This window comes from Vibrio sp. Makdt (genome assembly GCF_027587015.1).
In the GTDB taxonomy this organism is placed as follows: Bacteria; Pseudomonadota; Gammaproteobacteria; order Enterobacterales; family Vibrionaceae; genus Vibrio; species Vibrio chagasii_B.
Genome location: NZ_JAPPTH010000003.1, coordinates 227,774 through 246,564, shown reverse-complemented (window position 1 = coordinate 246,564; position 18,791 = coordinate 227,774). Strand labels below are relative to the sequence as shown.

At 43.9% G+C, this 18,791-nt stretch carries 14 protein-coding genes; 9 read left to right on the top strand and 5 right to left on the bottom strand.

Annotation, left to right across the window (positions count from 1 at the left end):
* Positions 1-317 precede the first annotated feature (317 nt).
* Positions 318-2,036 carry an amidohydrolase gene (locus OH460_RS05280; RefSeq protein ID WP_269995733.1) on the top strand — a complete coding sequence of 573 codons (1,719 nt, stop codon included), beginning with the start codon at positions 318-320 and terminating at the stop codon, positions 2,034-2,036.
* Positions 2,037-2,189: 153 nt separating this feature from the next.
* Here OH460_RS05280 and OH460_RS05275 read toward each other — a convergent pair whose 3' ends face one another.
* The 3 genes from OH460_RS05275 to OH460_RS05265 all read right to left on the bottom strand — a co-directional run bounded on the left by OH460_RS05275 (position 2,190) and on the right by OH460_RS05265 (position 5,628).
* Positions 2,190-2,846 carry a hypothetical protein gene (locus tag OH460_RS05275; protein WP_269995731.1) on the bottom strand — a complete coding sequence of 219 codons (657 nt, stop codon included), beginning with the start codon at positions 2,844-2,846 and terminating at the stop codon, positions 2,190-2,192.
* 382 nt (positions 2,847-3,228) lie between these two features.
* Complete coding sequence (locus OH460_RS05270; protein ID WP_269995729.1) at positions 3,229-4,710, bottom strand: serine protease; 1,482 nt, start codon at positions 4,708-4,710, stop codon at positions 3,229-3,231.
* A gap of 438 nt (positions 4,711-5,148) precedes the next feature.
* A complete protein-coding gene (locus OH460_RS05265) occupies positions 5,149-5,628 on the bottom strand; it encodes a hypothetical protein (protein WP_116870606.1) in 480 nt (159 codons plus the stop codon).
* 302 nt (positions 5,629-5,930) lie between these two features.
* Between OH460_RS05265 and OH460_RS05260 the strand changes: the two genes are divergently transcribed.
* From OH460_RS05260 to OH460_RS05235, 6 genes are all read left to right on the top strand, one after another.
* Positions 5,931-7,193 carry a metal-dependent hydrolase family protein gene (locus OH460_RS05260; RefSeq protein ID WP_269995727.1) on the top strand — a complete coding sequence of 421 codons (1,263 nt, stop codon included), beginning with the start codon at positions 5,931-5,933 and terminating at the stop codon, positions 7,191-7,193.
* Positions 7,194-7,349: 156 nt separating this feature from the next.
* The gene (locus tag OH460_RS05255; protein WP_443088674.1) at positions 7,350-8,627 is read left to right on the top strand and encodes a lipase family alpha/beta hydrolase; all 1,278 of its coding nucleotides are present in this window, start codon (positions 7,350-7,352) and stop codon (positions 8,625-8,627) included.
* 186 nt (positions 8,628-8,813) lie between these two features.
* On the top strand, positions 8,814-10,385 hold the full coding sequence (locus OH460_RS05250; RefSeq protein WP_269995914.1) for an amidase: 1,572 nt from the start codon (positions 8,814-8,816) through the stop codon (positions 10,383-10,385).
* Between the two features lie 59 nt (positions 10,386-10,444).
* On the top strand, positions 10,445-11,443 hold the full coding sequence (locus OH460_RS05245; protein WP_269995724.1) for a DUF2860 family protein: 999 nt from the start codon (positions 10,445-10,447) through the stop codon (positions 11,441-11,443).
* Between the two features lie 104 nt (positions 11,444-11,547).
* The gene (locus OH460_RS05240; protein ID WP_269995723.1) at positions 11,548-12,567 is read left to right on the top strand and encodes a helix-turn-helix domain-containing protein; all 1,020 of its coding nucleotides are present in this window, start codon (positions 11,548-11,550) and stop codon (positions 12,565-12,567) included.
* 134 nt (positions 12,568-12,701) lie between these two features.
* Complete coding sequence (locus OH460_RS05235) at positions 12,702-13,595, top strand: DMT family transporter (protein ID WP_269995722.1); 894 nt, start codon at positions 12,702-12,704, stop codon at positions 13,593-13,595.
* A gap of 110 nt (positions 13,596-13,705) precedes the next feature.
* On the opposite strand, the gene OH460_RS05230 is transcribed toward OH460_RS05235, so the two are convergent.
* Positions 13,706-14,590, bottom strand: a complete 885-nt coding sequence (locus OH460_RS05230) for an SMP-30/gluconolactonase/LRE family protein (protein WP_269995720.1) — start codon at positions 14,588-14,590, stop codon at positions 13,706-13,708.
* A gap of 99 nt (positions 14,591-14,689) precedes the next feature.
* Here OH460_RS05230 and OH460_RS05225 point away from each other — a divergent pair, with 99 nt between their 5' ends.
* Positions 14,690-15,586: a LysR family transcriptional regulator gene (locus OH460_RS05225; protein WP_269995718.1), complete on the top strand. Its 897-nt coding sequence runs from the start codon at positions 14,690-14,692 to the stop codon at positions 15,584-15,586.
* 543 nt (positions 15,587-16,129) lie between these two features.
* Positions 16,130-16,906 (top strand): AraC family transcriptional regulator, encoded by a 777-nt coding sequence (locus tag OH460_RS05220; protein WP_269995716.1) that lies wholly within the window; start codon positions 16,130-16,132, stop codon positions 16,904-16,906.
* Here the strand turns inward: OH460_RS05220 and leuA are convergent.
* Positions 16,903-18,585 carry a 2-isopropylmalate synthase gene (gene leuA / locus OH460_RS05215; RefSeq protein ID WP_269995714.1) on the bottom strand — a complete coding sequence of 561 codons (1,683 nt, stop codon included), beginning with the start codon at positions 18,583-18,585 and terminating at the stop codon, positions 16,903-16,905. The genes OH460_RS05220 and leuA overlap by 4 nt on opposite strands.
* Between the last annotated feature and the right edge of the window lie 206 nt (positions 18,586-18,791).

Below are 18,791 nucleotides of genomic sequence, written 5' to 3'. Positions count from 1 at the left end.
ATCAGGAGAGCAACTATGGACACTTTATTATTAAAAATACGCGATATGATTCATGCCACTCGTCAGCAGTGGATCGGAGAAATCACCTACAGCCACAATATTAAAGGTGATCACACGTGGAAACTTTATGGCTATCACTCGTACGCCGAGTACAAGAATGATTTGCTTAAAAGTTTGAAACAATAACCATCATGAAAGGCATACCAAAGCCACAATACGCGGGGTAATCCCGGCTTTTGTTCGTCATTCATGTAAAGTTTCACACTGACCACTCGCTTTCTATACTTATTAAACAGTGGAACATGGAAGACACAATAATGAACAACAAGCTTACTCTGCCACGCACTGCATTAGCCGCTTTAGTCACAATGTTAGGTGCTGTATCACCAGCTCTCGCACAAGCTGAATCAGCAGTGCAAAGCCAAGCGGCTGACCAAATTTTCACTAATGCCGATATATACGGGCATCGAGAGTCCGATTCTATCGTTACCCATGACGGCAAGATCATTTTTATTGGCGACCTCGAACAAACAAAAACGTTTCAAGGGCAGAATACCGACGTTATCGACTTAGGGAATGCTTTTGTTCTGCCGGGTTTCATAGATAACCACAACCATGTTTTTGAAGCCGCCTCTGAGCTGGGTGGCGCTTGCGAGCTGGATTCAGAAGCAACACTCGAAGAACAAATCCCCTACTTAGAGGCCTGCAAAATCAATGCTGATTCAAACGGCAGAGGATGGTTAATGGGGTATGGATTTTCATTAGAATCGACACTCAATAGCGATTCCGAATACACGCCACTTGAGATCATCGACAGTGTCTTCCCCGATCGACCAGTCGTGATCATGGAGCAGACTTCACATTCAATGTGGGTTAACTCCAAAGCACTAAAAATCGCCAGAATTAGTCCGCAAATACCAGACCCACAAGGTGGAGCCTATTTAAAAGATCCTGCAAGCGGTAAGCTCAATGGCATCTTACTGGACAACGCTGGTGACCAAGTCATGGAAATGGCCTGGAACAGTCAAAGCGAGCTCTTCGAACAAAGCTACCAAGGCTTAATGTACGGTCTTGAAGAAGCGACTGCGCACGGTATCACCACCATAGGTGACGGTCGCATGTATTGGAAGCGCGGTTGGTATGACGTTTGGCTAGAAGCCGAGCAAAACCAAGACCTCACAGCACGCGTCTCATTACGCCCCTGGGTTTACCCTTCTATGGCGATGCCTTCTCAGTTGGAAGTGTTTGAGAAGATGTACTCTGATGACAAAAGTCGTCTATTGCTGGTCGATCAGGTGAAAATGTACAGCGATGGTATTTTTATCAATGGCACGGCAAAAACGCTCGCTCCTTACTTAGATACTTACTTACCAAATTCTCCTAATGGCTTGAACTACATTCCACCAGCACAGATGAAACAGTGGTTAACGGCCCTAGAAAAAATCGGCTTTAGTGCCCACATACATGCTATAGGTGACGGCGCAGTTCGAGAATCTTTAGATGCCATCGAGAGCGTACGTAAGCAAGGTTCGCAAAAGCCATACACACTAACCCACGTTGAATTGATCAATGATGTGGATGTTCCACGATTTAAACAACTCGGCGTAACCGCGGATTTCCAAGTTGGATCAGACTACGTCGCGCAACATGATCACGAATGGGCTAATGCCTTCTTAGGTGCAAGACGCGCGAAAGCCATGATGAACCTCGACGCAATCCTCAAAACCGACGCCAATATCACGTTAAGCAGTGACTGGAACGTTCACGACATCAACCCACTGGTTGGCATCGCGAATAGCTTAATCATGGGAAAGACCGGTCTAACCGATATCTATACCGCCATCGACGCTTACACCCTCAACGCAGCTAAAAGCCTAGGAATTGATGATATTACGGGGACGATTGAAGTTGGGAAGTCTGCAGACTTCGCCATTCTTGACAAAGATATCACCACCTTATCAGCAAGAGGCATTGCCAAGACTCAAGTGCTGATGACGGTACTGCGTGGCGATGTGGTTTACGATGCATCCCACTAAAAAAGCAATGTAAAAGGCTAAAAATTTAATGGGAATTATCCAAAAGGGTTGGTATTTATTACCAACACTTTTTTATTTAATACTAATTTAGAGTAATCAAATAAATATGGAGTAAGATTGTTAATATAAAAATCCACTCAAATCTTTACATGGTTAAATAGCATTAAATTTAACAAGTCGTTCACTATAACCAAAGTTGGCCGGTGTGTGATTAACTTCCACTGTAATACTACCAGACAGTTTTCCATCTGTTTTATACACTGGACATGATGCAATATCTGATAAGTATGACTCTTCTGTTGGAGCGCTGAAGTAATAAATCTTTTGTAGATTACATTCACCAACCTTCATTCCCAACGCTTCAACTTCAGAACGCTGACGGTAGTAATGTGGACCGATATCAAGAAGATACTCAGGACTATGTGTATAAATCTCGCTAGTGTAGCGCTCGGTAAACTCACTCTCCGCAATAAAGTGTTCATTTGCCATGCTGTAAAGCACATTCAGATGCCAGTAGATCAACTCAGACTCATCATTGGTTGATGTGCCAGGCTTAGAGTAGACACACTGGATCTGACTATGAGGAACTTCCAAGCTCTGAGTTGCTTGGATGTTATTACGAAGAGCCTTGATTCCACAGCGGTGCATCGTGAAACCCTCATTCTTCATCGACTCGGTAACTTGGTTAATCGACTGATATTGAACGTAAACCCCTTCCGGTGACTCGCCAGTGATAACGTTAGTATTATCAGCATAAGCAAACGAACTAAAAGAATAGATTACAGACACTAAAGCTATTGTTTTTTTCATTGTTATTTGTCCTTTGTGATTGGCGGCAGGAAAATAACTCAGAAAACAAATATGCAACACAATGCACACTTAAATTTGTGATCTTGATTGAAGCAATGATTACTTTTATGAAAATTAAAGTTTGGTGTCGGGTATATTTTTATATAAACAGGATTAAACGCCTCAAAAAAATTATGGATTTATACTAATAGATTTACCTTATAACAATTAAGGAAATAGTATTTACTATTAACATATTAGATATTTAAAAACTATCATCTACTACCAATTATCATCACAACCACCTTCATTTTTATTAATCATTCTGTTTAATTATAATAATCAAAAGCGAGCCTAACCGACTCGCCTTTATTATGAATGTCGTAAACTGACTTCTCGTTTATTATTGAGACTCTGACAACAACAGGGATAATCCGGAAAAACTTCGGAACGCATTGATCATAATGTAGAGATCTTCATCAGCCCTAGGCACCTCGCAAGTTTCAAAGTTGCCAGAGCGATAAGGTCGGCAATCGTAAGTACTTTTCGTTGGTTGCGCGCCAGAACGAATGTAGAGATCAGCATCCCCTACTCCAGACTTGATAACGATATTCACGTCCGTGGTGCGATTTGCAGCTTTGAGCACAAACAGTTTCTGTTGTCCGGACGTCGCGGCAAGATCGCTAGTCACGCTTCCTAAAGTGACCTCAGGAATATCATTGTTCGGCTCACCGACTGAGCCATCTGGCAACGTATCACCAAAGTATGAAGACACGAGTGGCCAAATCTTACTGATTTTCACGCCTTGGTTTTCACAACCTCCAAAATGATGCAGCGCAATCGCTTTGTTGTTGTCAGTACGCAAAACAGGTGAACCAGACGACCCGCCAATGGTGTCACAGAAATAACCAGTGTCGGTATTAGCACCTCGTCCACCAGTTGAAGCTACATCAATCTGACACATTCCAGAACCATTTTGGTCACTTTCAATTGCTAGTTCTTTCGGCTTACCAGCTCCATGTTGAGGAATATAAATACCATCGCCAAAGATTGGCTCCTGATCATCTAAACCTAGATAGCCAAACGACTCAATTTTTGAAAAAGCATCAACAGTGAAAAGTGTGTAATCCAAATCATAATCGGTGCTAAGTATCTTACTCCCCATGACTTTTACCGTGGTGGCCATAGAACCGTCACAAGTACGACGCTGATAGTTAAACCATACCTCTGTATTTCTCAGTTCTGATTCTGATGCGACACAGTGGTTGTTGGTGAACATATGGTTATCTGGCCCCACCCGCCAAGCGGTACATAGACTACGCCCATTAATGAGTAGCCTTGCAACGGGCGTTGTCCAAGCCACCTTATCTGGATGAGACTCTTCCCAACAGGCTACGTCTCTGCGCTCATTAACACCACATGTCGATAACGTTGCCAATGCCTCTTCGCCAGCACTCTTGCCCGCCATGTAGTAATCTATCTCGAACTCAGCGTATTGGCCCTTTGAGTTTGGAATAACCTCAAGCAGCATGCGCTCGCTTGAGATAGACTGAGCAAACCAATCTGTCTGGCTGTCACGATACTCAACTACCTCATCATTGGTGCTCGAACTCAAGCGCAATAGACTGCCTTTCGGCACAACAAGCGACTTGAAGTGAAGCTTAATGAACGATGCCCCCACATGCTCAATTTGCTGTTTGCGCACGTTGCCCGATGTCTCAATCAACGCTTGGTTCGACAATGGGTACTCAACTTCATTGGCAATAACGGGTAAGTGTGGCTGAACAGTAAGATTGAGCTGAACTAGGGATTGTGGCTGCGCATTTACGAACGAAGAAAATAGACATGTTGCCGCTAACCCAAGGTTAGATAAGATTACTTTCATTGGATTTCCTATATCGATTGGTAGTGTTCCCTCCACAAACATATGCGCTAATAAACAATATGACACAAAATGCATATAATATTTTCAGTAAAGAAATATTCACACCAACGACAATTGCTTACATTCAATAACATAGCTCTCAACTGGACTTATTCGTACCTCTCTCGCTGTACAAATTGGTGTGCGACTTGAACACAAAAAGAATCATGGGTAAGCAGCGTATTTTGCTATTCTGAAGATAATTTCGGCAGAGCTATACTCTTCATATAGTCAATATAGAAAGCCTTGAACTGCCACACTTAAAACTGCGTGGATTAAATAAGTAAGAAGTCGTGAAATGGAATGCAGGTAAACAGAAACTAAAAAGGGCTAGCAAAACTGCTAACCCTTCTAAGTTGAGAGTTCGTTTCAAACTCCCTATATGTATTCAACTTTCGATTATGCTGTTTTTTCATCCAAGTTTGCGTCTTGCTTATCATCAAGAGCAAAGTAGATTTTCGACACAATCACTTCAGCAATTAGAATCGTAAATACCACAGCAAAGAAAGCAACAACACCGTTCCAAGGACCTGTAAAGCTCACCTTGTCACCGAACAATAAGTTAATCGCTTCTAGCATGACAAACTTCGAGCCCACCAAGATAATGTAAGTGGTAATCGCTCGGTAAACCTTAGGTGCAGTACCCGGCTTGCTTTTAAAGTGCTCAGCAATCTTATGTTCTAAGCCAATAGAAAGCTTCAATAGTAGCTGAAGCAACAATGCCGCTATCAAAGAGATAGTGAAAGACTCAATGTTGACGAAGTCCCAGTACTCATCAAAGAAGTTAAGAACCACTAGGTCCACCAGCACAGCTAACGTGTAACCTACAAATAGACGTTGTGGTGTATTGAATCCGTAAACTTTGTCTGAATTAGTCATGTTGTCTCTCTTTAATTTGATAAGTAGCTTCGATTTGAAATACATCTTAGCGTTCGAATCGAAGTAAAACTTACCATTTGATGACATCATCCCCTTTCCATTCAAAATTGTTAACCTTTACTAATTGATCATTTTCCATACCAATAATTCTCTTCCCTCTATACAGCAAAACTCAAAAATATAGAAAAGTGCGAAAAGATAAGTCTCGTCACTGCTTGTCACCAAATGGCAATTTTAAAAATACTGCACCGCCTATAATGGCTCCATCAGCGACACACACTCATTTCCAAAAGGTGCAGACTATGAAAAAGCTAATCACTAACGCGAACGTATTTAACGGTGTTGATAACAACCTAATCGAGAACGTATCTATTCTTATTGAAGACAACTTGATCACTCAAATTGGTGAGGTTGACGCTACGTTAGCCGATGAAATTATTGATGCTCAAGGTGGCACAGTAATGCCTGGTTTGATTGATGCCCACGTTCATATCACGCTATCTGCGCCTTTCAATGTGATTGATACTATGACACGTGAAGAAGTAGCGATTCGCTCAGCAAAGATTTCAGAAGAGATGCTGATGCGCGGCTTTACCACCATTCGTGACGTAGCAGGTAACACGCTTGGTCTTAAGAAAAGTATCGATAACGGCTACGCAACTGGCCCACGAATTCTCCCTTCAATGGCGGCAATTTCACAAACCAGCGGTCACTCAGATTACCGCCAAAACCAAGCTCAAGAACGTTTGGCTAATGGGCACGAAGACTCGCCAATGATGAAGCTTGGCGCAATGAAAGTGGCAGATGGCCGTTCAGAAGTATTGAAAGCGGTACGTGAACAACTGTTTATGGGCGCGTCACAAATCAAGATCATGGCTGGTGGCGGTGCATCATCAACTTTTGACCCGCTAGACACATTGCAATTTACGTCTGACGAAATGGAAGCCGCAGTACAAGCCGCATCAGACTATGGCACTTATGTTGCTGCGCACATCCACACTTCCGATGCGATGCGCCGTGCAGCTGAAGCGGGCGTGATGTCTTTCGAACACGCGACCATCATGGATGACGACATTGCCGAAATCATCAAAGAGAAAGGCATTTGGGTGATTCCTTCTTACTTTACCTCTTCATTGATTGCAGCACGTAAGATCCCGCTGCCAAACGAAGAGACATATCGCAAGACAGAGCGCGTGGGTAAAGCCATGTTCAAGTCGGCAGAACTGATTAAGAAATACGACATCCAAAACATCGCGTTTGGTACCGATTGTGTGGGCGAAACCAATGTGCATGCGACTCAACTTAATGAGCTTGGTGCGATCGAGCAAGTATTCGATACCATCACGGCACTTCGCATGGCGACATCAAACTGTGGGCGTTTATTCGAAATGTCGACTTACCAACACCCTTACCAGCAAGGCAAGCTAGGCCAAATCGTTGAAGGCGCGTATGCCGACCTACTGATCATCGACGGTAACCCACTGGAAGGCGTAGCATGTGTAGCAAATACAGAGACACAAAAGCTGATCATGAAAGACGGCAAAGTGTATAAAAACACGCTTTAGCGTTCAGTATACCCGCTAAAAATGAAACCTCTCAGGCAAGCAAGCGAACTTTATAGTCGCTTGCTTGCCTTTTTATTAAGCGCTGTTTTATTGCTACTATTAGACACAGGTTATTGATTTATGGATGAATCAGGGTGGAATAAGGATGACATTAGAATGAGAGTTGTACTGAATACACGTCTATTTTCATTGCTAAAGGTGATTACCTCGCTGCGATTCGTCTTGGTATTGCTAACCAGTTCAGTGCTGTTCGGATGTAGTAACTTTCGAAACTTATCCCATGAGATAGACGCAATTGACTCCATTACCGACCAATACCAACTGGTTTTGAGCCAACCCGCATCAGAATCAGCCGTCGTGATTCTACAAATCAAAGACATCAATCAAAGCGAAGTGGATGGCTACGATGGAATCATCAACAGTGACCGTCTCCACTTGCAGCTATCAAATAATATCCATTACCTACTTGTCTTTGAAGATAAGAACCAAGACTTAACCCTACAAGCTAACGAAGCATTAAGCGTTATTAATCTTAGTGACTACCAAGACAACTCCACCATCAAAGTCTCACTCGAAGTGAATGAGAATGAAGCCCCAAGCGCCTTTGTTGATCGTTCGCTTTCTTCACTGTTGAAAATCGAATTAGATCTAGTAGATATCGGCGCAGTCGTGAGCCTTGAAGATCCCCCTTTTGACAGAAAAAACGCCAAACTTGGGATGTGGCAACCACTAACATTCCTGCTCGAGCATAATGCTGGGCTCTACTTTTTATCAGAGTATGATCCAAACAAAATCCCTATCTTGTTTGTGCATGGCATTAACGCAACTGCATTGGATTTTGAGCGGCTGATTGAAAAAGTCGACCAATCTAAATATCAAATATGGGTTTTCAACTACCCTTCCGGTTTATCTTTGGCTTTGAACTCCAAAGGTCTGAACAACCTAATGCACACCGTCGTCACTCAATACAAGATTCAACAACTACACGTGGTTGCGCACAGCATGGGCGGGCTTATCGTTGCCAATAGTATTCGTCAGTGTCGTATCGGACAGTTATGTGATTTTGTCAGTAGCATGACCACCATCTCGTCCCCATTCGGTGGTGTTGCTTCAGCTAAGCAAGGTATAGAGTACTCTCCCGTAGTAATGCCAGCCTGGGTCGATTTAAATCCAGAAGGCAAATTTATCGCTGACCTGTTTTCTGATAACGATAAAAACCACACTCCACATTTTTTGGCGTTTGGCTATAACTCGGGGGAGCTGTTCAATACCAAAAGTAACGATGGTGTCATTAACCTCTCAAGCCAGTTATCACGACCTGCCCAATTGAAGGCGGACCAAATTCGTGGTTACAACGAAAACCATCTGAGTATTTTAGATAATGATGATCTGTTTGAAGACCTGTCTAACTTTTGGCTAACAGCAGAGCAATAACCCCTCCCTATACATAACCCGACAAACCAGTTGGCGTGAATGGTATGAAGATTGGCGGTATTTGCACTGCAAGCCAACACGCCAATCTTTATTCTAATCCCATAAATCAGCACACGGAGTGACGCTAAACCTAGCGAGCTGGGTTTCTCAACAAGGATAGTGACTTTCTAACTTGGGATAGAAATGATGGCTATCAATGAATTAAAACGCAGAGATTTTTTCAAAGTGATGGGGAAAGGTGCAGTTTCTGCTGCGGCTATCTCTCTGCCTACCTTAGCGAATGCAACGCCAACTTCGTCAACCAATTTGCCTTCAGATCACCAAAGCGTTGACTCGCCACTCGATGCGACCGAGATGGCGAACCTGATAAGAGACAAAAAAGCCTCGCCAAAAGAATTCGTACAAGAAGCCATCTATAGAATTCGCCAAACCAACGATCAGGTTAATGCCGTTGTTTCTGAGTGCTTTGACTTAGCGCTAGAGCGTGCAAACTCATTTAACCCGAACTCACCTTTTGCTGGCGTGCCTTTCTTGGTGAAAGACTGCGTTGATGTTGCTGGGCTTGAATGCACCCTGGGTTCGAAGCTAAACCAAAGCAGAAAACCCAACACGACCTCTTGGTTTATTCGTGCAACTCAAAATGCAGGGCTGAACACCATTGGCATGACGAACATCCCTGAAATGATGACACTAGGCTGCACACAGAATTCCCTTTACGGCGCTACACGTAACCCATGGGATCTAAGCCGAGGTGTTCACTCATCGACTGGCGGTGGCGCAGCAGCGATTGCAGCTGGCTATGTACCCTTAGTGCATTCTACAGATGGCGGCGGTTCTTCTCGCATGCCTGCTTCAGCAACTGGTATTTTTGGCTTTAAACCCAGTCGAGAATCTTTGATCTCAGGGCTAACTGATGGCTCAACAAACGAAGGTTTTACTCATCAATCGTTTATGTCGAGAACCGTTCGTGACGCGGCTTTGGCAGTTTCAGTCACAGAGCATCATACAAAAAATAACTTTGAGACGCCTTTTCCTCGAACTCCAATAGGAATGGTTAATGCTTATCTTAACCGTCAGATAAAGATTGGTGTCACCCTCAAAGATATCCACGGCAGGCTTCCCGATGAAGACACGCTCGCAGCCATTCGTTCTACGGTCTCTTTGCTCGAAAGCCTTGGGCATATTGTTATCGAAGTTGAACAACCAATCAAAAATGGCGATGTGTTCATGCGCAACTACATGGGCGTATTTGGCAACAAGATGGCAAGCTTTGCTGAGCAATTCGACCGCTTAGGGATGCCGCTAGAATCGATGCCAGACAAAGTAAGCGACAACGTCGTCTATTTAGCTCGTACGATGCAAGCTCGCTTAAAAGCTACTCCTAGCTTGTATATCGATTCTCAAGAGCGATGCCGAAACTTCGCGATCAATCACAACCGAGAGTTCTTTAAAAACATCGACATTTGGCTCACCCCTTGTGCAAACCATGTTCCTTTGGACATCGAATATTTCGACCAGAAAGCGCACTCCGGCAAAGAAATATGGGCACGTTCAGAAAAATTAATGTCCTACACGCCAATCGAAAACGTGGCAGGCAATCCGGCGATGTCGGTTCCCTTGTATTGGAACAAGCAGAACCTTCCTGTTGGTAGCCACTTTTCCGCAGCAAGAGGCAACGACCGCCTGCTATTTGAATTGGCCTATCAACTAGAACACGCCAAGCCTTGGGCAAACAAAAAAGCCCCGATTGCGCTTTAAAAAGCAATTCACTTTCAAAACAGTTCAATTTAGAAAACCATTTAAGTACGAGTCTATTCATGAAACATATTATTTTCCTATTCTTGGCAAGCCTGACGCTTGCGCCACACTCATTCGCAGCTCTAGCACCAAGCGAAGGCTTCAGTGGCAACATGACCTTCCTAACTGGCTTCACCGCAAACTCAAGTAACCTCGATGTTGGTCAAAGCAACCATCAATCTCAAGCCGATTTAATGTCGTCGGGGAACACGGAAGCCGAGGGAATGGTCGCGGTTTTGGGTTCGGTGCAATACACCTTTGGCGCTTTGAATCACAAACAGTTTTTCTTAGGTACCTCAAGAGACGACATCATCACAGGTACGTTGGCATTTGAAGTTGGATATAGGCAGCAAGTGGAAAGCGGAATGGTGGTTGATTTTTCTATCTTGCCGACTCTGATATCAGGCGAAGTATGGGATGACCCTTATGCTGTTGACTCAAATAGGAAAGAAACCGACCTCACTGGCACTGTGGTTCGAATGCAGCTTTCAAGAATAATGGGCTCGAACTTTAATCTCGATGTCGCTTCTGGTGAGTCAGACGTTAAAAAAGAAAACACCGGCCTAAAGGGGCTTGGTTTAACTGACGAAGAACGCGCACTGATGATTCGAGAACGAAAGTACTTTTATCTCAAGTCTGGTTATCAGTACTTCTTGAAAGATGGGTCAGGCATTCTCACACCTTCAATGAATGTTTTCTCTTCAGATTCTGAGGGTGATGCACTGTCGTTCTTGAGCCTTGGCGCGGAAATTAACCTAGCGAAAAGATACGGAAATCATGGTCTTGCTTTGACACTCAATGTAGCAAAACGCAGCTATGACAAGGAGAACCCAATCTTTAATAAGACACGTGAAGACAAAGACTTTGGCGCCTTCGTTGCTTATGAATACGCCAATATCTTTGATGCAAAAAACTGGTCTTTGGTGTCACTACTCGGCGCAAAGACAACGAATTCAAACATTGAGTATTACCAATCATCACAATATGTGGTTTCAGTCGGCGTTGATTACAAATTCTAAGATTGAACTGAGGTTTTCATTACTTGTAACCCGTAAACAAATCCTTTAATTTGGACATATTACCGAGAAGAACACTCTTCAATCGCCAGCAATAACAGGGAGTTATGGTGGAAAGTTTTAGTACTCAATTGCCCATATTTTGGTTTAAAACTTTAGATTCTGCTATTCAGGCTAGAATTGGAGACAGCAGCGATATCTGGTCGGGAGCAGAGGTCTATCAACAACTTTGCTCCGCCGAATCGATCTCGGCTTATCAGCTTCAAACCGCCATCACCAACATCTACCAACGCTTTGATCATGAACTGATCGACCTATTTGATGAGTCCGCTCGCTACTTCGATGAGCTTGAAATGGGCGCGCCGGTCATGGCCATGCTCACCGCGCCAGATCTCGCCAGCTTTTGCCAACTGCTGAGTCGATACTCCATTCATATACATCCATTACTGAAAATTTTCAGCCGTGAAACAGAAAATGGTGAAGTTGAGCTTTGGGGCGTCACACCCGAGTACATTGACGAAACCACACTGATGACACACATCAGCTTGGGGCTCTATTTCAGCATTATGATCAAGCTCGTTCGCAGATACCTTAATGCGCCGAATCAAAAGCTCGCCATTCACATCCACAAGAACACCATCGGTGATGAGTTCTTGAGCATCTATGAGCGTGTCTTTAATGTTGAAATGAAGGAGGGCTTCCCCGCCCGCTACCTCCTATTTCCTAACGATCTTGTCCAGGTGAAACCTCGCCAATTCCAAGCTGACTTTCATGCAGAGTTAGTACGAATCGCCGATCAACAGATGGAAAAAACGTTAAAAACTAACCTGATCTACAAAGTGAATGAAACGTTCAAGGTGCTCGCGGTGAAAGACACCAACCTAGATAGCGTGGCGAACAATCTTCACATCAGCCCTCGAACCCTGAATCGTAAACTTAAACAACAAGGGGTGAGTTTTCGTCGTTTGTTCGATAAATACCGACTTGAGTTGAGCATGACGTTACTGAATCAAAACGACGGCAACATTACCTATGTAGCTCACGAACTTGGCTTTTCAGACTCGAGCGCATTCAGTCGAGCATTCAAGAATTGGACTGGGCACTCTCCTACTGAACTCAGATCTTAACAGCAGACCTCGCACCTATATAAGTAAGCATCGAACGACATTCTTCTTACTTGGTTTTTGTTCTTACATATTTTCGATTCTCATGTATTATGTGCGCCCATAATTGTATGACAAATGTGTAGTACTGTTCCTGTATGACCAAAGCCACCAACCACGCGATTTTGCTCTTAGTATTCGCCAACCTGCTTGCCTCCTTTTCAGACGTCTCACTCAAAGTGCTGAACGGTGAAGTGCCTACGTTTCAATATGTGTTTATCCGCCAACTATTGAGCGTGATGTTGCTGCTTCCTTTTTGGCTAAAGCTACCCAAAGAGACGCGAATGCAAGGTGGTTGTCGCATCAACTTCTTGCGGGCTCAATTCATCCTAGTGGGCAGCGGCTGCGCAATGATTGCCATCACACACCTCACCTTGGCGACCGCAAACGCGATGTTCTATGTTGGGCCCATTCTTATGCTCCCGCTTTCTATTGTTTTACTGAAAGAGAAGCCGACATCATCAAAAGTGGTCGCGACATTGATTGGTTTCGTGGGTGTGCTAATCGTTTTGCGTCCAGAGCAATTTCACTGGGCCGCTATTGCAGGCTTAGGCAGTGCGCTCGCTATGGGTGTCGGCAATATTTTGATTAAACGTCTTCACGCAGAACAACACATTATCTCGACGCTATTTTGGACCAGTGTAATGACTCTGCCTCTGGCGTTGGCTCTTGCTCTGCCTGCATGGACGGCGATTGAATGGCGTCATGTTGGGTGGATTATGGCAATCAACCTATTCGTTCTGGGATACCATGCCCTTGTGGTGGTGGCTTATAAAAAAGCGCCAGCAAATCAAATTGCTCTCGCGGAATACTCGGGGTTGGTGTTTGTGACCCTATTTGGCGTGATGTGGTTTGACGAGATTCCAGACATGCTGACCCTTGTCGGTATCAGCCTCATCGTCATTCCTATGATGCCAATAAAATGGAAGAAGTACTTCAGCAGGCCAAATCAAACAGCCCTTGATATAGAAGCCAATCAACCTAAGCCTTAATCGTCGGCACCATCATTACAGCGCATAGAGCTAACCCACTTTCGCTATTCAAATGAGAAAAGGGACCGGTATTTCTACCCGTCCCTTTTTGTTTTCGCTTGTGTTAAGCGTTACTTAAGCTTGAACAGCAACACTTTGTTGTATGCCGTTACCATCAGTAAGTCTTGCTGTTTCCCGCCAATTTCTAGGTTGCTGATATGGCCTGCATCAATAGCAATGAAGTCTATCTGCTTACCGTCTTTATCGAACACACCCACGCCACCGTGCGCTGCAACAAATAGGTTGTCATCGGCATCAACAGCAACGCCATCAACCATAGGTTCAGAGCCAGACTCCGCCTTCACCTGAGCAAACTGCGTCTTATTGCTGAGTGACTGTCCATCAACATCAAATCGGTATACCCAGCCATCAGATGTGTCGGCAACGTATAAAGAAGATTCATCAGAAGAAAAAGCGATGCCGTTTGGTAGCTTGAACTCTCCAGAGATCAACTTTAGATCACCATCTAGGTAACGATAAACGCCGTTAACCGGTTGCTCTGGTTCTGCTTTTGCTGGGCCGTAACCTTGGATACCAAACGGAGGATCGGTAAACCACACGCTGCCATCGCTGTTAACGGTTAAATCGTTCGGGCTATTGAGCAGCTTGCCGTTATACGTTGCAGCGACAATCACTTTCTCTCCGTTACCCTGACGGTACGACAGCTTTCTATCATGGCGGGCCGCCCAAAGGTTGCCTTTCGCATCGATATCGAGACCATTGGCATAGCCAGAATTGTCATCAAAAACGCTCAACTTGCCGTTAAGATCATAAGAAAAGGTTGTGTTATTTGGAATATCACTAAACAAGAAACGTTGATGTTCCACATCCCATGTTGGGCCTTCAACAAAGCCGAATGAGTCTCCAACCAATGTTGGGTTGCTTTCTACAACAGAGGCAGCTGAAGCATTCATAGAGGCAGCCATTGCAGCGGTAATAAGTAGTAATTTGTTCATTGTTCTTCTCCTTTCTGTTTACGTTTTGAATCTTAGTTTCTTGAAGGAGTGAGAAAAACAGTACAAAATGACTTCACTGTTTACTAAATGGTGTTAATGATGAATTTGATTTATATGCAGACCTTCTTGACTGTCGCCGAAGAGCAAAGCTTCACCAAGGCCGCTGAAGTATTGGATGTGTCAAAAGGTTTGGTGTCTCGGCATGTACAACGACTCGAAGAAACATTGAATTCTAAGCTGTTTCACAGAACGACTCGTTCTATCAGCCTCACGGAAGTGGGTGAAGAGTTGTATTCGAAAGCGAAGCAAATTCAACTATTGGCAACTGAAGCGGAAATGCGTGTCTTAGACATGACTCAGGAAGTGGCAGGCGATTTAAAAATTACCGCACCGATAGAGTTTGGACGTGCGCTTTGTCGTCATATTATCCCTACTTTCAAGCAAGAGTACCCAAAAGTGGATTTGATTCTCGACTTTGGGCCGATGAAAAAGAAGATAGAGTCTGGCGACTTTGACATTGCTTTTCGAGCCTACGATGAACTGCCTAATGATGTGATTGCCAACGATCTCGGGTACATCCGCAATGTTCTGGTTTGCAGTGCGGGTTACGCATCGACTAACCCACTTGCCACCACTAAAGACATCCATAAATGCAGCTTCATTCTTAACAGTCAAAATGAACGCTGGAATCAGCTGGAGTTGATCAATGGCGAGCAAACCTACCATGTTGAAGTAACCGGAAGCGTTAGCTCGAATACCTACAGTTCAATTTTAGAGTTGGCGATGCAAGGGATAGGTGTCGCCAGCTTGCCGTTCTATCAAGTTGAAGAGCAGCTCAAACAAGGTGAGCTTATTCACGTATTCCCAGAATGGTCGATAAAAGCCCAAAAGCTAAGCCTCATCTATGCTCAAAGAAGGGTAACACCGCAGAAGTTGGTCACTTTTAACCGAGCGGTAAAAGAGTGGTTGGAATCGAATAACGCATATACGTTGTGAGTCTTAGAACGCCGAATCTTTCAATTGGAATGCATGTGCGTTCCATTCATATCAGGCGCAATCACAATACTTTTCAATAGCTGATAGGCTGCCGTGTGTTCGTCGATTTTGAAACACCCTCCCCCTCTAACTCCCTCTCAAGTTGAGTTCATCAACCCCTCTAGATTGACGACCGAGGGGGAGAATCTTCTTTGCCGCTGAACGTGTAAATGCACATGTCATGATCGGTATTCAATTCCTCCCCTTTCCTCGAATCATAATGGATCGAAGATGCGGATTAAGGAGAGGTTAGGAGGGGGTTTGAGGTTGGGCTAATACGGATTTGCCCCATTTCAATTCAGCCCCCTCAGTCACGACGTGCCTGAGTATCGACGTTTGCCCTAATTTACCTAACGAATTAATACCAGTTTAGTTGTATCTGACAGGATAAATGTCCAAAGGACAATTCAGTGGAGAAACAGAGATTATCTTTCTTCTGGAGAATTCTGGATAAGTTCGTTACATTATTTTTTTCATTCGGTATAAGGATTTACTCGAGTATTTATGAAGTTTTGTGACGAAACGTTGGCGCCTCCAATACTGGCATATGCACACAATTATTCTCATGGGGATGTAGAACCACCCCATACTCATCAGTGCGCTCAGTTTTTACATGCTTTAAACGGTGTTATTCGAGTGGATACACAATCAGAGTCGTGGGTTGTGACAATGAATCAAGGGCTATGGATACCTGCAGGTATCTCACACGGCCTCAGAATTACGGGGGACGTTCGAGTTCGTACGCTTTTTGTTGATCCTATGGCTAGGGCAGACCTTCGCAATACCTGTGTGCTATCGAAAGTTTCGTCGTTGCTGACCAGTTTAATTGTTGAGGCCGTATCTCTACCCGATATTCGGATAGCAGGAACGCGAGAAGAACGAATATTTGAACTGATACTTGATGAATTACGTTTGCTAAACCCCATTGATTTTTATCTCCCCAACCCAAGAACCGAAGCATTGGTCATGCTCTGTAAAAACGTATCTGAGCGTCTTTCACACCCATGGACAGCTTCAGATGCTGCCAAGTATTTGGGCCAAAGTGAAAGAACTGTTTCTCGTCGGTTTCAGCAAGAGCTAGGTCTAACGTTCACAGAATGGCTGCGTCAGAAACGCTTACTACATGCGTCTGAACTTTTAGCCAGCGGGTGCAGTGTGTTAGATACTGCATTAGCGATTGGATATGACAGCCCTAGCGCATTTAGCGCGATGTTTAAAAGTCGAACGGGGCTGTCTCCGAGGGAATATTGTCCGATGATTAATCCATTAGAACAAGATTAAAGCGCTAAGTTAGTCTGTAGTAAATTAGAGTAGGCATTCAACAATGCTTGTAGAGATGCTTTTGTTGCATCTTCTTCAATTGCGACGCCAAAAAAGCTCACGTTAGAAATCGCAGACTGTAACTGCACATAACAGGCCGCTTTGCTTTGGGTTCGTGAACCGAGAGTATGCTCGTGATAGTCAACGATATTTACCTGCAGACCATATTGATCCATTAACCCTTTTAGCAACGCAGACATTAGACCATTCCCAGAACCAACACATCCTATCATTTTGTTGTTGTGATGAATTTTGGCTTCGATTTTTTGGCCAATCTCTGTTGTTTGGCTGTGATAGCTCTGCAAGCTTATGGTCGGGTTACTCACTAGACCATAAGACTGCCTGAATAGTTGCCATAATTCCGAAAGACTAATTTCACATCCCGATCTATTGGTATGATTTTTCACTTTTTTACTCAAATCGGCTTGGAGCATTTTAGGCAGTAACAATCCGTGGTTTTCTTGTAGTAACCATGCGACACCACTCTTACCTGATTGACTATTTACACGAATCACTTCTTCATAGTTACACCCTAAGTCCATAGGGTCTATCGGCAAATAAGGGATATCCCAAAAGGTCTTCAACTCGGAGCTATACGAAGAAAATCCTTTTTTAATGGCATCTTGATGAGAGCCCGAAAAGGCGGTGAAAACGAGCCTTCCAGCATATGGGTGACGTGGGTGAACAGGGATTTCGTTACACTGCTCGACGAGTTCAACCGTATGCCGAACGTCATGAAAGCGCAATTTAGGATCAATGCCTTGTGAATAAAGGTTTAGCGCGAGTGTGACCAAGTCAACATTGCCTGTACGTTCACCGTTCCCGAATAAACAACCTTCGACCCGAGTCGATCCTGCTAGCATGGCGAGTTCGGCACTAGCAACACCTGTACCTCGATCATTATGAGGATGAACACTGATTGTTACGTGCTCTAATGAACTAAATGTATTTATGAAGTGTTCAATCTGGTCTGCAAAAACGTTAGGAGTGTTACATTCAACGGTTGTTGGCAAGTTAATGATAAGCTGCCGTGTCTTACTTGGCTGCCATACTGACGCTACTGCTTCACAGATTTCAAGTGCAAACTCGGATTCCGTAAAATTGAATGTCTCTGGTGAATACTCAAGAGTCCATTCAGTTTCAGGTCGTTTTTCACATAAGGCTTTAATCTGTTTAGCCCCATTTACAGCAAGTTCTAGAGTAGACTGTTTATCCTGAGAAAAAACAATATCTCTAAAAGATGGAGCTGTAGCATTGTACAAATGGACGATGGCCTTAGACGCCCCTGTTAGAGAATCAATTGTTCGCTCAATCAAGTCCGATCTGGATTGCGTAATCGCCTGAATAGTAACATCACCTGGAATTAACTTGTTCTCGATCAGACATCGAACAAAGTCAAAATCCGTTTGCGATGCTGATGGGAATGCAACTTCAATCTCCTTGAATCCGCATTCAACTAAGTGGTGAAAGAACTTCAGTTTATTATCAATATTCATTGGGTTAGATAAAGACTGATTACCATCTCGTAAATCGGTTGAGCACCAACGAGGGGCTTTGTCTAATATCTTCGAAGGCCATGTTCTTTGTGGAAAGCTGATAACAGGAGCTGCTCGGTATTTTTCTGATGGCATTTCTAACATTATTAATTTGTCCTTTCTTTGTTGAGAAAAGTTCATGCTAGAAGACTATGTGAATGATATCTGAATAGTAGTTGACGAAAATCGTCGCGTTTTGGACAGCGGGGGGACATCATCAGTATGAGAAGAGGCACTTACCTGCCTATTTTCTAATAGTTTTTTGTTCACGGTGAGCACTTCTAGCTCAGAAATGCCCCATTCCGAGTTTG